Source organism: Echinicola jeungdonensis, assembly GCF_030409905.1.
GTDB classification, from domain to species: Bacteria; Bacteroidota; Bacteroidia; order Cytophagales; family Cyclobacteriaceae; genus Echinicola; species Echinicola jeungdonensis.
Genome location: NZ_JAUFQT010000010.1, coordinates 1 through 15,376, shown reverse-complemented (window position 1 = coordinate 15,376; position 15,376 = coordinate 1). Strand labels below are relative to the sequence as shown.

The window sequence follows — 15,376 nt, the reverse complement described above, 5'->3', positions numbered from 1 at the left end:
ATTGATAAGGCCGCAAAGGCTCGGATGGTATAGGCCCCCCGGCTAAAGCCAAAAAGGTAAATTTCATCCCCAGGCTCATAGTTATGGATCAAAAGCGGTACACCATCCTTGACATTCTTTTCCAGGCCCTGGCCAAGGGCACCACCGGCAAACTTATCATGATAGGAGCCAATGCCCCAGTCATAAAAGACAATTGTTTGGTGCCATTTTGGTCGGTCGAGGCCATGCCCCGGCAAACTGCAGCACATTGGTGGGAAAGTCTTCCTTTATATTTCGCTCCGGCCGGTTCCAGGTGCCATCGGCACAGATAACAATTTTTTTCATGGGTCGATTGGGTTTAAAAGTTCCTTAAAAAATACTGCTTATATTACCTTTTCCTTACTCTTAGATTGAGGTCAATAAATTTAAAAATAAGGTACAAATTTTAGACAATTGCCAGAAGTCCAGTAAACACTTTTTTTATTAACCTGAATTGACAACAATCCACCAAATCAGGATAACAATTCTTAACCTTCTTTTACGGTCTTGCATATGGGCGTGTGGCGATTTTCGAAGCTCCTTCTCTTCCTCACAAGATGAACTTGATTAAGAGATGAAAAACTCGATTTTAAGATTGAACCAGCAATAAGCTATATGCAATGTTGGGGTTAGTAATCTTATTTCAGCAATTTAATTATCTCATTTTCTATATTTTGAAGACTTTCATCTAATTTTTCATTTATTCGATTTCCCAATTTAGACATTTTCTCAATATCTTTTTTTGCTTCGTTATTATCAAATTGAATCCGTTGTTTAGATTTCGCTATGTATTCATTAATACGTTTGTTTAATGCCTTTAATTCTTTGATAAATTTGAATCTATTAAATGACCAATTGAAAATACATTGCTGGAATTTTTCTGAAAAAAATCTACCATTCTTGGAAAATGCTTTTCGAATTCAAAATCTCTTACATCACTTAAGTCAATTATTCTGTTAGAGATTTCAGATTTAACAACTTCAACTTTTTGTCTCCTTGTTTCAAGAAGTTCGATTCTTGCTTTTTTTAACTCAATTTCATTTTGTTTGGCTGAAATTCTTGCGTTAAAAAAAATATTTATTAAGCCCACAATTAGGGATGCTATTGAGGCAATAATGACAACAATAATTTCAGTTTCAATTTCCATAACTTCATATTTTAAGTGGTTTTTAATATTAACCCCAACGTAAAGTGTTTTAAACGCAATCTAGGCAAAAAATAAACTATTTCTTAAGACTATCAAGATTGCGTTTAAACATAGTTGGACGGAGCCGGTGAACTGCTATGGGCATTTGTCTTTCATGGATCTTTTCTTGCGGGAGTTTTCAGGAGGTTCTTTGGTTTCGCTGTTTAAAGCTTCTAGTTTGATTGATGGTTTTGCTGGAAAAAGGCATATTTTTCCCTGGAAACCCTTTCCCTCCAATCTGTTCTTCATGATGTCAATGAACGTCCCGTTTATAAAGTTTCAGGGGCCTTTTTCTTTTGGTGAAGCAATCCCGAACACCATTTTTCCCCGTTTACAGCAGGGGCAAAGGAAGAAGTCCGGGCCCAGTACCTCTTCCAGTATCTCGTAAGTGGTCAGTCCCTGGTAGAAGGAGATGTACCCTGTCTTTTTCAGCAAGCTGAAGCAGGTTTCCATTTTGGTCCTGCTGTTTGCCGAGGCCATGATCCCGTAGTACCTGATCTTGTAAAATCCAGAAGGGAGGATGTGCTGCATAAACCTCCTTACAAACTCGTGGCAGCTGAGGCTCATGGTCCTGTTCCTGTTGTCCCTGTAGTCCTTCCACCTGAAACTGACCGCTTTCCCATCAGTCCATTGGATCCTGCTGTTGCTGATGGCCACGCGGTGGGTATACCTTCCCAGATAGCTGACCACCTGGTTTGCCCCCCTGAAGGTCTTTTTGATGTAGACATGCCAAAACTTTGCATAGGCTTCCCGCCTGAGAAGCCTTGGGTCGGCAAAACAGTTTTGCCTGCTTTTCCGGTATCCTGAGAAGGTTTCCTTCCAACGCCCTGATAAGTTTTTCCATAAATACGCCCCTGTAAATAGCTGACAGTGCCTTCACCGGAACAAAGAACTTTTTATGGGCGACGATCCACTCCTGCCCATCGCTGTCCAGTCCCCCGGCAGGAACAAGCATGTGGATATGTGGATGGTAGGACAGGGACTGTCCCCATGTATGCAGCACCGCCATACAGCCGCTTTCAACCCCCAGAAAAGCGGGGTTCAGGGCAGCCTTTTTCACTGCGGCCGAAGAGGCTTCAAACAGGAGCTTGTAACCATACCGCTGGTTGGTATAAAAAAAGCGGCCTGAGAAAGTCCGGGACGGTGAACACTACGTGAAAGTACCTCACGGCAGCAACCTGCTCCTGAGCTTTTCTACCCATACCTGCTGTTTGATATACTGGCACTTGGGACAATGGCGGTTCCGGCAGCTGTTATAGCTCGTTTTGGTATGGCCACAGCTGTCACATGCCAGGGTATGGGAACCCATTTCAGATGTCCTGCAGGAAATGATGTCCAGATAGGCCTTGTACTGGGCGGTACACGGGCTGTTTCCTGAAAGAAAGGATTCTTTCTGCCCCAGAAGGATATCGGAAAGTTCTACCCCGCTGTTCCTCTTGTTAAGGATATCCATCACAGCTCGTCCAGGGGACTTTTGATCTGTGCCGGATTCAAGTTGGTCACATGCAGGTAAAACCGTAGTGGTCCTGAGGGATTTGTGGCCCAACAGCTCCTGGATTAACCTGACATTGGTTCCCTGCTCAAGAAGGTGCGTGGCAAAGGAGTGGCGAAGGGTATGGAAAGAAGCATGCTTTGTTACCCCTGCGCATTCCATGGCTTTTTTTAAAACGCACTGTGCACTCTTTTCACTGTAGGGTTTGCCAGGTGTCCGGCCTTCGAAAAGATAGGTTTTGGGCCGGTAGTACCTGTAGTATTCCCGGAGCCTTTCCAACAGCCCTTTTGGCAGCAGGGTATACCTGTCCTTATATCCCTTTCCTCCCCTTACTTTCAGCTGCATCCTGTCACTGTCGATATCACAGGGCTTCAGGCTGATCACCTCGTTCAGCCTAGACCGGAGGCGTAGGTGAGGGCCAGCAGGCAATAATGCTTTCTGTTCCTTATGGAGTTCAGTATAAGGGATATCTCCTCTTTCGAAAAAACAGAAGGGAGGAGTTGGGGCCGTCTGGGCCGCTTGATTCTTACCGGATCCCAGCTCCTGCCCAGGACATCTTGAAAAGTATTTTGAACGCACTGATGGTCTGATTCACCCCTGAAGGGGACATTTTGTTGACTTCGACCTTATGGAAAAGGTATTCCTTTAACTTACCAATACTGATCTGTTCGGGGATCTTTCCAAAATGTTTGGAAACTGCCGATACAAGGCTGATGTAGGTACTGATGGTCCTGGGGGAATAGTTCCTGACCAACATTTCCTCATACATCCGTTGACGAAGACTTTTTTTTCCATGATGTTATTTATTTAATGGTAAAACATGGAGTGAATTTAGGGTAAATCACTGAAAATAAATTGGTTAACTGTTCAAAATCAAATAGCTACGACGTAGGAGGTTTTGTTCAACTTACTTATATCTTGTTTTTCAGGTCTTACCCAACCATATGCGTTGGGTATGGGCAGTTTTCCAGGTTTAATTATCAATAAAGGAAATTTGACGTCCTTATTTTTTTCACTTCAAAAGGATTACCACTTTGTAATTTAGCATTAGTAATGAATTGTCCCCGTTTTTGTTTTTTTCTACGAATAGCCTGAATCTGAATAAAAATTCATTTCCTCCCAACCATCAAAAAACTTCCACTACCCGGGCAAACCTTTTAAAAGAATACCGCTATAACCTATTTTTCCCAAAAAGTGAAAAATACCAGATCAGGTAAGCTGATCATTTATTTTTTTGCAAAAATCGGATTGAAAACTTAGTGTTGCGGTCTCCACTACTCAAGGTGAGATTGCTTCATTCCGCTAAGGCTTCATTCGCAATGACGTCTTAGAACATATTTCAGTGACCTTAAATCGTTATCTTGCTACCAAAATCAACTACTTGATACATCTAATGTCTCAAATCTCCCATCTCATATCTATTTCACCCTTCCCAACTCCTCGCCCATCAACATATGCTTAAAGCCATCCCCTTCCCTGGGAGCGGTGAGGGTGAAATTTACCTTATCCTGAAAAACATAATAAAGTCGGAGCCGCCAAAGGCAAAATGGCCCAGCATATCTCCTTTTTTCACCTTATCCCCGGGCTTTAGCTGCTTTTCAAGGTTAACCGAATTGACTACGGCCATGCCTATGGGCAGCAAGGCCACCAGGCCATATTTACTGGTATCCAATATTACACAGCCCCTGGTTTCCACCACCTGCAGCCGATGGAGGAGGGATCAAAACCATATCGCTTATTTTGGGCATCCCACCAAATTTCACCCCCCGAAGGATTCACCCCAGGGATCACCCGGATTTCTTTAATAGTTCCACTCATGGGAAAGTGAAAGCGGTGATAATCACTGATTCCCAAAAAAGAATGGGTAAAGGTCCCCTTAGCAAAGGCATTTTTATAGGCACTTTCTTTTCCTAAAGCTCGGGATGGATTGGACCCTTGCTGATTTTACCGGAACGCCCTCTTTTGAAATAATTTCTGAATTTCCATCAATGTCCCATACTCCCTGTGGGCGGGAATCCGCAAAAGCAGCCACCACTGAAGGATCATCAGGAGAGGCAATGGGCCTTTGGTCCGGGGACTTAAGATGGCGGGCAAAAAACTGATTAAAGGTTTTCCAGTTGGAGGGATCTTCATACCAACCTTTATGCAACCCAAAAGCAGGATCCTCCAGGGCCATTTGATAGTATTCCTCATTCCAGGAGGCCTCCGTTTCTAAAAACCGGGCCCAGGATTGGTCAAAAGTGATAAGCCAGGAGGCAATGGGTTCGGCATACTGTAAGGTGTTTTTGTAATTTCCTTTCCCTTCCAGTTCGGGCAAGGGCTGATCCAGCAAAAAGTAAAAATAAATCAGGCTTTGGCTGGTCTGACTCAAAAGCCCGTTGTAATTGGTTTCCTGCAATAAATCCCAGGGCATACTCCTTTCACAATGCGAAACAAACTTAAAGTATTCCTCCAGGCTTTGGGCAGGGTTGGTCTTTTTATCGGGGTTGATCTGTTGGGCAATTTCCAGGGAGGAAACCAGCATGGATTTTACCTCTGGATTATTTTCCACAATCTCTATCAAAGCCTTAGTGGCTTCACCATAATCCTTTTTTTCCTGAGATTTCGACGGATTGAAGGCCGAAAAAGCAGCCATTATTAGGATAAAAAGCAGTATTTTGAAGTTCAGAAAGGATGGTTTCATGGAAGGCAGGGTTATTTTGGGGGTTTAAAACAGGATATCACATTAACCTAACACAAAGGTCAGGAACGATAATAGGCAGGAACCGGAAGGTGTTTTCCTTCCGGATATATCAAGCAATAAATTAACATTTTATAAAGAGATTTTCAACCGTTGTCCCGCTGTCTCCGACAAGAGACCATAAAAATTGAGTCTAATGCGCTATTTAAACAAGGATTTGAAATCATGGAGAGCAGGTTTGCCTAAAATGGCTCATTATGCAAATATTGACAGAAAGCGGCTTTAGCGGAAAGAAGTGGGCAGTAGTAAGAATTATGCGGCTAAAGCCAAAAGGTGGCGGAGCTTTATTACCAGGATTTAAACCCCGGGTTATGATAGTAATCGCCCCTATCAGGGCTTTTGAACTAGATTCTATAAAGCTAACCTTTGTCAAAGCTATGGGCTCTATACCCTCCGCCATTCGACATTTGTAATGTAAAATCCTTAATAAGCAAAATCTGAAATCCCGGAGAGGGAGAGCAAGTTCCCCTTAAATGGCTCATTGTGCAAATATTGATAGGATGAGCCTTTAGCGAAAAAGGGTGGGCAGTAGTGACTTTTTGCTGGTAAAGCCAGGAGGTAGGGTTGAATTTTTAAGCTAGGGGATAATCACCCCTGGCCTGGATATTTTGCGGGGCTAGGTCTTGCTAAGAATGAAGTTACCCAAAGCCTTATCATGGCTTGAGGGTTTCAAAAAAGTCCATATCAAAACTACCACATATCAACACTTCACCCCCAAGAATTTACCACAAAGCCTTCTTGTCCACTACCACAGAAGTTAGCCCCTAAGGTTAAGGGACAACATTCGGTAGCTCAAAGGCACTTTTATTGACATTGACCTAGCGAATCACCGTGACGCAAGTGGGCATCCAAAGCACCAATCGGAATTTTCATGGTCTTTTGCCCTTGCATTCCAGGCCTATGGCAAATCGTCACCTTACCGTCATTCACCTGGGTGTAGGTTAAAATCGCGAAGCCTCCCCCGAGGGCGATCTCTGAAATGTGGCCTGTAAATCCGCCATCGTCATCAGGATTAGCAAATATCTGAAAAACTAAGTTTCCTTCGGAGTCAAAAAGCTCCCATTGATCATTGGAGATTTTTAGCTGACCATGCGGGACCTCTACTGTGGTATTGTCGAAAATCGGTTGCAGAACCCAGCCTATATCCCTCTGGGGATCAAAACTTAAGGTGGGCACGAATTCGAAATCGAAAACATAGAACCCCAGACCATTGTTGAAGTTTACCGGGTTGTCGGAATCATAGCTAAAACTGCCAGTGTGTACAGTTTCTGAAATTCAAAATCGAAATTGAAGCCTGCAGAGTTGAATGAAAACAGGTAGGTGACAATATTATCTTTCGACATCTGCATTGCCTGTTTGCTTGCATACACCGGGGTTTCCTGGGTGATTGCAGGCCCCTCAAATGGCTGCAGCTAAAATTTAGAATGAGCCCCAAAAGAAGGAGGGGAATAAATAAGTAAGCCTGTAATGTTTTCATAGCGATGCCTCATTTTAGATTAAATCCTTTGCTGAAAGCGTTAATGGAATTACCCTTATCTAAAATGATAGGGCCAAATTATGGCTAAGGCACTAAATTGTATCAGGTTTCCTCTTCTATTTTTTAAAGATTAATCCTAACATTATATTACACCCAAAATTGGAGTATAATATCCAATACCACCCTGCTATAATACAAACACACAGTATTATTTTATATAATATTACCTGCCATTTATTTTAATAAATATTATATAATTTACGTTATTTCACCCTTAACATCAACTAATTAAATAGATAGTATAAAAGGAGGTATATTATGCAGTATTATCGCAAAAATCTACGACTTGCATAATAAACCCATTGGCCGGACGGCTGAGCTGAGGGTCCTTAAAATTTAGCCTACGGTTCTCTATACAAAAATTGGAAAAGAATTTTTAAACAAAATGGTAAACGGTATTTAGGGAAGTACAATACTTTATTATTTCACTTAACATTTTATTTGTTCAAAATCCATACTTTCCTGAAATGGTAAGTATTACATTCATTTCAATGCATTTTTAAACATTATTTTGAGTCGTTTTTCCCTTACCTACTATGGCCCTTCCAATTAGCCTAATTGAACCATCAGGTTCAAAATTTATTCGTTCCCGAATTTTATCTTTTAATTTATCTTGGGAGTTCTTATTTAATGACTGTAAAAAAACCGGGTGCAGGCCCTTGTCCACCAAAAAATGGATTCCAATAATCATCAAAATCTTTAAATACAGTTTCAATTTCAAGAAAAGAAGCTTCAACTTCTACTAGCCCAACCTTTCTCAATTCTTTTGATAAATTTTCTGAATTACAAATAGGAAATCTTTTTCCTTCGTCAAGGTTTTTAGAGGATGAATCAATTTGGCAGGAAGCATCCCAAAAATATCTTAAGAATTCCATTTTTTCAGCATAATCCCATACGTAAGCTGCAATAACTCCCCCTGGCCTGGTTACTCTTTTCATTCCAATAAAGCATTCTCTATATCAGGGAAGAAGTTTAGTGCAAGCCCCGATACTACGACATCAAATCTTTGATCATCAAATGGCAAATCATCAACATTACCGACTTTAAAATCCCGGTTCATTGAAACCCTTTGCTTCGCTTTTTCAATGTATCCGATGGATGTATCTATACCTGATAAGCTTGAGGGGCTCTCATAATTTTCAATGGCCTGGCTCAAGGCCCCCGTTCCACAACCAATATCGAGCCAGTTCTTATGGGAAGGAATATCAAGCCATCGCAAAAATTTAATGGCCATTAACGAACTCCATCTTCCCATAAAATATTCATAAGAATCCCCATCATTCCATTCGTCTTTTATCTGGGTCATAGTTCAAATCATTGTTCAAGTAAGCTTATTTTTCTATATGATATTTCCGAGTATTTATCTCCCAAATCGTTGAACCTGCAGGTTTTTTACCATTATGATTCATCACCAGGAAATCCTTTAAAATTATTTCATTGCTTGAGAATTGTTTTCCGTTATACCGCTCTTATTTTAGAACAATAATTTTATAGGTCTTTATGATCTGGATATAATCTAAAAAATAAGGCCCACTGGGTAAATCTTATCCAATGAAAGGTCCCTGACATTTGATTTTCCACTTTTGAAAATTTAAAACTCAATAGGAATTCATTTCTTCCTCTCCGGTTAAAAATCTCCCAATACTCAACCGATTTTTTTCAAAGAACACCTCTTGGACATATTTTCCCGAAAAGTGAGAAACACCTTTAGAAGTTAATAAAAAGCCCTCATTATTTCAACCCATTCCTCGGGTTACCTATTACCGCTATTCGACATTTGCAATGTCAAAATCCCAATAAATCAGGATTTGTAACCCTGTAGAACAAGGGACTTTTTAATGGCTCATTGTTCAAATATTAATAGAATGGGGCTTTAGCGAAAAAGGGTTGGCAGTAAGTGACTGTTAGGCGGCTAAAGCCAAGAGATGGGTGTGGCTATATTTCCCGGGTTTTGAACCCCGGGTAATATTTTGTAGTCGCCTTTAACAGGGCTTAAATGGGCTCTGGAGTGTATACCTTTGACTGGACAATAAGTTAAGCTCTTTTCTTAAATTTGAAACAATGAGTAATAGAGAAAGGAGAAACATTTGACAAGGCCTTTAAAACGATGGCCGTAGAGCTTCATTTGAATGGAAAAACAAGTACTGAAGTTGGAAGAGAACTTGGGATTGGACCAGACCTGGTCAGGCGTTGGGCCAGGGAATTTAAAGCAAGTGAATCCAGCAGCTTCCCGGAAACGGGAAACAGCATCTAACAGAAGAAGAGAAAGAAATCCTTGCCTTGAAAAAAGCCTGAAAGAAGCCGAACTGGAGCGTGATATTCTAAAAAAGGCAGTAAGCATCTTTTCCAAGGGGGACAACAAATATTCCGGTTCATAAGGGCTCACAGGCACGAGTTTGCTGTTGAAAAGATGTGCAGGGTTTTTAAAGTAAGCAGAAGCGGTTTTTATGGCTGGCTTAACCGAAAACCATCCAAATGTGCTGAGGAGCGAGAAGAAGTATCCAGGGAAATCCATAAAATCTATGCTGAAAGCAAGTGCCGGTATGGAAGTCCGAAGATAACCATTGAGCTTAGGGACAGGGGCTTTTCGGTGTCCAGGCCAAGGGTTGCCAGGATAATGAAAGCAAATGGGCTCAGGAGTGTGATATCGGGGAAGTTCAGTGTCTGTACCACTGAATCTAACCACAGTTTCAGAATCAGTCCGAACCTGCTTAACAGGAACTTCAGCCCTGATGGCCCTGCAAAATCATGGGTATCGGACATTACCTACATCTGGACAGAAGAGGGATGGCTTTACCTGACCATGATCATGGACCTGTATGACCGTAAGATAATCGGATGGTCGATGTCCACCACCATGCATGCCGGGGCAACAGTTATACCGGCATGGCGAATGGCACAGATCAACAGGCCTTTTTTCAGAGACCTGGTTTTCCATTCAGACAGGGGCGTACAATATGCCTGCGGTGAATTCAAGAATGAACTCGATTCTGAAAAGGTGAGGCAGAGCATGAGCAGAAAAGGAAACTGCTGGGACAATGCAGTAGCTGAAAACTTCTTCAAAATCCTGAAATCGGAAACAGGATACCGTAAATACGGATCAGTAATGCAAGCAAAACAGGAAATTTTCGAATTTATTGAAATCTGGTACAATAGGAACAGGAGACACTCCTCACTTGGGTACCTATCACCTGATCAGTTCGGAAAAACCAACAAAAAAATTACCGTATAAAGACTGACCTCGAAATTGTCAGGGTGATTTTTTTTCAATATCGCACTGACAATTTGAGGAGCCCGCGGCAGGCGTTATTATATTAACATAGAGCTTAATCATTTGTCCAGTTTTTTGTTGCAAATCCACTCCACAAATAATACGATAGCGGCCCTTCAGCTCCCATCCCTCCGGGAGGCAGGCGCTCAGGGACCGCATTCGACTCCGTCGCTTGGACGACTCAAATCTCGCTACTCCCTACTATAATAAAAAAAGGCAACAGCATCTTTTAACGGCACCTTTTCTCCTTTGCCCCATCCTCTTTACTAAGCCGTAGCGAACACAGGCGTGGAACCATTAAACTGTAGCCTCCTGCTCTAATAACTCATTTTAGAAACAGAATTTTAACCCTATGTGGTCAACATTATTCCGGCATTTACAATTTACCACTTGCTACTAATATCCTATTACTGGATACTTTTCTAAACTAATTCTGATACCTCAACATTGACCCAATCAACTCCTGGGGATTACGTAAATTTTTGGCTTCGTCATCATCCAACCGGACATGTAGCGCATCTTCCAATCATAGATCAAGCCGCCCACATAAACGGCATCAAATCCCAGGTCATGGACAAAAATCTGCCCCTTCATCTTGGAAAGTGGCTTTACTCCATATTTCCCCATTACCTGGATGATGGTTTTTTATCTTGGTATAATTTGTTTTCATTTTTCTCACATTTTATTCAGGACGTAAACCCCATTCAATTTGTCCTGGTCATATCGGAATCGATGCTAATTGGGCACCCTGGCCCTTATAGCCGGGTGCACCAATTAAACCTCATCCATAAAAACAACCAACTATAGATTATTAATAACCTGAGTTCGACTAATAAAAAAGACCGAAGCAGGGTCGCTATCGTCATTGCGACGACCAAGGGGAGGAAGCAATCTCGTTTTCAAAGACGAGACTGCTTCGTCCTCGTTCTCCTCCTCGCAGTGACGTTTTTAGATTCGAGCTGAGTTAATAAACATACTCCGCCACCTCGGATTCTTCTTCCTCAAGGCTTTTTCCTCTATATGAATTTCCTTTTTCTGGTCTTTCCCAAACCTGGCCAGGATCCGGTCAAACAGGTAATATATAACTGGCACAACTACCATGGTCAGGAACATGGAGGAAATCAGCCCCCCGATCAATGCCCAGGCCAAGCCATTTTTCCACTCCGCACCGGCCCCTGATGCCAATGCAATGGGCAACATCCCAAATACCATGGCCAAAGTGGTCATCAAGATCGACGAAACCGGATTTCCACTGCTTTGACCAAGGCAGCTTTTACCTCCAGTCCAGCTTCTTTCAGCTGATTAGTAAAGTCAACAAGCATAATGGCGTTCTTTGCAACCAGTCCCATCAGCATAGTTAATCCAAGAATACTGAAAATACTTAGCGAGCTGCTGGACATGGCCAGGCCAAAAGAGCCCAATCACCGCCAATGGCAGCGAAAACATTACAACAAAGGATAAACATAATTATCATACAAGACCACCATAATCAGGTAGATCAACAATATCGATGCCAACAAAGCAATTCCCAGGCTTCCAAATCCTTCTTCCTGCATTTTCATATCACCTGCATAGGAAATACTCACCTCTTTTGGAATTTCCAATTGGGCAATTCTCTCCTGAATTTCTGCCCCCACCGTACCGGTTGGTCTACCGGATACCTGGGACTTAACAGTTACAGAAACCAATTCTGTCCTGGCGCTGCAACTCACTAGGGCCTTCTGAAGGGATTACCTTAGCAAATTGCTTCAATTGAATCAACTCTCCCCTGTTATTGACAAATCCTAATGCTTCAATATCCCCGACGGATTTTCTGTCAAACTCATCCATGCGGACATTGATATCATATTCATAATCTCCATCCCGGTATTGGGCATCAGTATTGCCATTGAAAGCCACTTGCATGGTTCCGCCCACCATACTCATGTTCAGGCCAAGGTCCGCCATTTTGGCCCGGTCCACTTCCACCCTGATTCCGGGTTTCCTCCTCCAGGCTGGATTCTATTTTCCGGGTACCAGGGACTTGCTCCATTTCTGCCATAACCTTATCAGAGAAGCTTTTCAGTGTATCCAAGTCAGGGCCTGAAAGCACAATCTGAATGGGAGCATCATTGGCAGTACCGGTAATCCAATGGGAACTGCAGTAAATTCAGCGCCAACTATATTTTCCTCCAGTTGGATTTCTACCTTCCTGGCAAATTCAGGTGCTGTCATATTCCTTTTTTCCGCATCCACCATTTTTACGGTAATCTCTGCCGCATATGGTGTGGCCTGGCTTCCGGACATGCTTCCTGTGGTCTGCCCCACTGTGGTGAACAAACCGGTCACTTCAGGCATTTTGGAAATAAAGTTTTCCACTTCCCGGGTTTTGAAATTGGTTTCTTCCAAAGTGGAAGATTTGGGCAACTCCAACCTCATAATAAATTCCCCTTTGTCACCCTGACTCACAAATTCACTTCCGATAAAGCCATTGCTAACCAGCATAAAGGAAGAACAAACAGCACAAGAGTAACTACCAGTGTAACGATTTTGTTATTAAAGACCATTTCAGGATTCCAGTCAACCAATCCACCACACTGTCCAACATCTTCTCAAAGCCATTGACAATCCGGCCAAATATACTTTTCGGATTGATATGCTCCAGCTTAGAAAAGCGGCTGGTCAACAAGGGTATCAAGGTAAAGGCCACCAACAAACTCATTAAGGTCGCTACGGCCACTGTAATACTAAATTGGGTTAAAATTCCTGCAATCAATCCTCCGGTCATGGAAAGCGGCACAAACACTACCACAATCACCAGGGTAATAGAGGTTACAGTGCCTCCAATTTCCCGGATCCCATCATAGGAAGCTTGTATGGCAGATTTCCCTTTTTCCATATGCCGGTAAATGTTCTCAATTACCACAATAGCATCATCCACCAGGATCCCCACCACCAGTGAAAGAGCCAATAAACTCATCAGGTTCAAGGTAAATCCAGCCAGATACATCAGGGTAAAAGTGGCAATAATGGAAGCAGGCACAGCAATCATTACAATCAAAGCATTCCGGAAACTGTGCAGGAACAAGAGCATAATTGCAGCCACCAACAATACCGCAATCATCAAATCGTGAATCACTGCTTCCGCAGCTTCCAGGGTAAAGTCAGAGGAATCCTGGGAGACCTCAAACTTCAAATCACTTCCCTGGTAAGTGGCTTCCAAATCAGCCAATGCCTCATCAACCCTTTCTGCCACATCCACTGCATTGGCATCCGATTGTTTTTGGATGGTTATCCCAATGGCGCTATTGCCATTCAGCCGACTTAGAATTTCCTCTTCCTTATTGGAGTCAACCACCTCAGCCACATCATTAACTTTTATGGTAGATCCACCCATATTGCTGACCACCAATTCCCGATCTCATTCACGCTGGTGAATTTCCCCGCAAGCCGGATCAAAATCTGTTCATCATCACTTTTTAATTTTCCGGTTGGGAAATCCAGGTTGGCAGAAGTTATGGCCTGGTTGACCTGTAAGGGAGAAATCCCATAAGCTTCCAATTTATTCTGGTTCAGGTTGACCTTACCAGCAGATCCTAACCAATGAAGATTGTCCAAGAATAAGAGATTTGAACCTGGTTTAAAATGATCAGGTAATATATGAAGTATCAGGCCCGCAATATCAATGTAACTCTCCAAGAGGGGTTTACCGAGCCGTACTGATCCTGGTTTGATCCTGATGATTATATTTTTATGTGGAGGAACAGTGAGGGCACAATAGTCAATAGGGGTCAGACAATATCTCCGCTCAACAAGAAGAATTATCACTGGAGGTTCAACCAAAAATTGGGCTGCCTGCCCGGGACCTCCAATTACTTTTGAAACCGTCCCATTTGTTCACCAAGCCCAGGTATCCCTGAATGCAGAGTCCGGCATTTGTTTTGACAACACCCCTGCTGTCATTACTGCTGATATTGATGTTGAACTATCTGATGAAATCAGGATAGAATGGCACCGGGTAACTAATGGAAATTCAGAAAGGATCCCCCAATTTGACGATTTGACTGAAATTTCAGTAGATGAATCTGGGACATACCGGGCTTTTGTAATCAATGAAACCGCAGACCTGCAATGTATCATAGGAACAGATGAAATTGAAGTTTTCAGATCGGATTCAGAACCACCTGTTTTAGAGGAGAGTTATACCATTTGTGCCATTGAAGGGGTGTCTACAACCTTGGATTCATTGGGAAATTGGTCTGAATATGAGTGGTGGCCTTGATGGAGAATTGGTCAGCACTGACTCCACCTTCACTCCTATCGAACCGGGCAATTATGAACTTATTCTTTCAGATCAGGCCAGCTGTGAATATGCACTTTCATTAAGTAATTGAGGATTGTAGGCTCCTGATCACCATTCCTACAGGTCTTGTCCCTGGAGACGAGGAAAGAAACTTTGTTGTTTACGTCAATGATTTTGTGGATGAGATCAGTGTTTTGATTTATAACCGATGGGGCGAGTTAATTTATCATTGTATAGAGAAAATTCCAGAAAATTCCCCATTTTGCGAATGGAATGGATTTGTCAATGGCAAAAAGGTCCCCATAGGCACCTACCCTGTCATTGTCAAATATAAAAGCCAGGACCAAAACCTAGAACAAACCATCCCAAAAAAAGCTATTGTAGTAGTAGAATAACGCATGATCACATTAATTTCCCCAGCCAAATCACTGGATTTAAGCAGCACTGACATTTCATTATCGACTCAACCTGATTTTCCCAAGGAAATCCAATCCTTGGTTTCCATCATGAAGAAAAAGTCCACTTCTGACATCCAAAATTTGATGAAAGTCAGTGAAAACATTGGAGAACTTAACCATGAGAGGTATAGAAATTTTGAAAAAGAGTTTACCCGGGAAAATTCCAAAGCAGGCGCTTTTGACTTTTAATGGGGATGTTTACAGAAATATGGATATTGAACATTATTCCTTAAAGGATTTTGAAATTTGCCCAAGAACATCTAGGATCCTTTCCGGTTTATACGGACTCCTTAAACCCTGGACTTGATCCAACCCTATCGTTTGGAGATGGGAATTTCCCTGGAAAATAAAAAAGGGAAAAACCTTTATGAATTCTGGGGCGATAAAATTGC

General features: G+C 42.2%; 15 protein-coding genes and 7 pseudogenes. 6 read left to right on the top strand and 16 right to left on the bottom strand.

The features are described from left to right. From QWY93_RS19185 to QWY93_RS19145, 8 genes and pseudogenes are all read right to left on the bottom strand, one after another. Positions 1-248 (bottom strand): DUF2235 domain-containing protein (locus QWY93_RS19185; protein ID WP_290250005.1); only part of this gene is annotated, 248 nt, incomplete at its 3' end. A gap of 587 nt (positions 249-835) precedes the next feature. Then, a complete protein-coding gene (locus QWY93_RS19180) occupies positions 836-1,165 on the bottom strand; it encodes a hypothetical protein (protein ID WP_290250003.1) in 330 nt (109 codons plus the stop codon). Positions 1,166-1,483: 318 nt separating this feature from the next. Next, positions 1,484-2,657, bottom strand: a pseudogene (locus QWY93_RS20125) (IS91 family transposase). 123 nt (positions 2,658-2,780) lie between these two features. Further along, a pseudogene (locus tag QWY93_RS20120) lies at positions 2,781-3,041 on the bottom strand (tyrosine-type recombinase/integrase); the annotation flags it as partial. Positions 3,042-3,222: 181 nt separating this feature from the next. Beyond that, complete coding sequence (locus tag QWY93_RS19160) at positions 3,223-3,465, bottom strand: phage integrase N-terminal SAM-like domain-containing protein (protein WP_290249998.1); 243 nt, start codon at positions 3,463-3,465, stop codon at positions 3,223-3,225. Between the two features lie 729 nt (positions 3,466-4,194). Further along, complete coding sequence (locus QWY93_RS19155; protein ID WP_290249996.1) at positions 4,195-4,368, bottom strand: phosphatidylserine decarboxylase; 174 nt, start codon at positions 4,366-4,368, stop codon at positions 4,195-4,197. A gap of 2 nt (positions 4,369-4,370) precedes the next feature. Further along, positions 4,371-4,553: pseudogene (locus QWY93_RS19150) on the bottom strand (phosphatidylserine decarboxylase); the annotation flags it as partial. Positions 4,554-4,587: 34 nt separating this feature from the next. Beyond that, positions 4,588-5,379: a phosphatidylserine decarboxylase gene (locus QWY93_RS19145; protein WP_290249992.1), complete on the bottom strand. Its 792-nt coding sequence runs from the start codon at positions 5,377-5,379 to the stop codon at positions 4,588-4,590. Between the two features lie 254 nt (positions 5,380-5,633). Between QWY93_RS19145 and QWY93_RS19140 the strand changes: the two genes are divergently transcribed. Next, the gene (locus QWY93_RS19140; protein ID WP_290249990.1) at positions 5,634-5,849 is read left to right on the top strand and encodes a hypothetical protein; all 216 of its coding nucleotides are present in this window, start codon (positions 5,634-5,636) and stop codon (positions 5,847-5,849) included. 391 nt (positions 5,850-6,240) lie between these two features. Here the strand turns inward: QWY93_RS19140 and QWY93_RS19135 are convergent, their stop codons facing one another. From QWY93_RS19135 to QWY93_RS19125, 3 genes are all read right to left on the bottom strand, one after another. Further along, the gene (locus QWY93_RS19135; RefSeq protein WP_290249988.1) at positions 6,241-6,612 is read right to left on the bottom strand and encodes a hypothetical protein; all 372 of its coding nucleotides are present in this window, start codon (positions 6,610-6,612) and stop codon (positions 6,241-6,243) included. Between the two features lie 984 nt (positions 6,613-7,596). Continuing rightward, the gene (locus QWY93_RS19130) at positions 7,597-7,911 is read right to left on the bottom strand and encodes a hypothetical protein (protein ID WP_290249986.1); all 315 of its coding nucleotides are present in this window, start codon (positions 7,909-7,911) and stop codon (positions 7,597-7,599) included. Further along, on the bottom strand, positions 7,908-8,279 hold the full coding sequence (locus QWY93_RS19125; RefSeq protein WP_290249984.1) for a class I SAM-dependent methyltransferase: 372 nt from the start codon (positions 8,277-8,279) through the stop codon (positions 7,908-7,910). Before QWY93_RS19125 ends, QWY93_RS19130 begins: the two co-directional genes overlap by 4 nt. A 762-nt stretch (positions 8,280-9,041) precedes the next feature. Here QWY93_RS19125 and QWY93_RS19115 point away from each other — a divergent pair. Next, a pseudogene (locus tag QWY93_RS19115) lies at positions 9,042-10,205 on the top strand (IS3 family transposase). Between the two features lie 495 nt (positions 10,206-10,700). On the opposite strand, the gene QWY93_RS19110 reads toward QWY93_RS19115, so the two are convergent. The 5 genes and pseudogenes from QWY93_RS19110 to QWY93_RS19090 all read right to left on the bottom strand — a co-directional run bounded on the left by QWY93_RS19110 (position 10,701) and on the right by QWY93_RS19090 (position 14,051). Continuing rightward, a complete protein-coding gene (locus tag QWY93_RS19110) occupies positions 10,701-10,871 on the bottom strand; it encodes a hypothetical protein (RefSeq protein WP_290249980.1) in 171 nt (56 codons plus the stop codon). A 321-nt stretch (positions 10,872-11,192) separates the two neighbouring features. After that, positions 11,193-11,881, bottom strand: a pseudogene (locus QWY93_RS19105) (efflux RND transporter permease subunit). Positions 11,882-11,912: 31 nt separating this feature from the next. Beyond that, the gene (locus tag QWY93_RS19100) at positions 11,913-12,212 is read right to left on the bottom strand and encodes an efflux RND transporter permease subunit (RefSeq protein WP_290249978.1); all 300 of its coding nucleotides are present in this window, start codon (positions 12,210-12,212) and stop codon (positions 11,913-11,915) included. 93 nt (positions 12,213-12,305) lie between these two features. Then, positions 12,306-12,728: an efflux RND transporter permease subunit gene (locus QWY93_RS19095; protein ID WP_290249976.1), complete on the bottom strand. Its 423-nt coding sequence runs from the start codon at positions 12,726-12,728 to the stop codon at positions 12,306-12,308. 28 nt (positions 12,729-12,756) lie between these two features. Then, positions 12,757-14,051 (bottom strand): annotated as a pseudogene (locus QWY93_RS19090) (efflux RND transporter permease subunit). 232 nt (positions 14,052-14,283) lie between these two features. Here QWY93_RS19090 and QWY93_RS19085 point away from each other — a divergent pair. The 4 genes and pseudogenes from QWY93_RS19085 to QWY93_RS20190 all read left to right on the top strand — a co-directional run. Continuing rightward, positions 14,284-14,505: a hypothetical protein gene (locus QWY93_RS19085; protein WP_290249974.1), complete on the top strand. Its 222-nt coding sequence runs from the start codon at positions 14,284-14,286 to the stop codon at positions 14,503-14,505. Then, a complete protein-coding gene (locus QWY93_RS19080) occupies positions 14,489-14,617 on the top strand; it encodes a hypothetical protein (protein WP_290249972.1) in 129 nt (42 codons plus the stop codon). Before QWY93_RS19085 ends, QWY93_RS19080 begins: the two co-directional genes overlap by 17 nt. After that, positions 14,613-14,921, top strand: a complete 309-nt coding sequence (locus QWY93_RS19075) for a T9SS type B sorting domain-containing protein (protein WP_435380212.1) — start codon at positions 14,613-14,615, stop codon at positions 14,919-14,921. The genes QWY93_RS19080 and QWY93_RS19075 overlap by 5 nt, the downstream gene beginning before the upstream one ends. A 3-nt stretch (positions 14,922-14,924) precedes the next feature. Beyond that, positions 14,925-15,376, top strand: a pseudogene (locus QWY93_RS20190) (YaaA family protein); the annotation flags it as partial.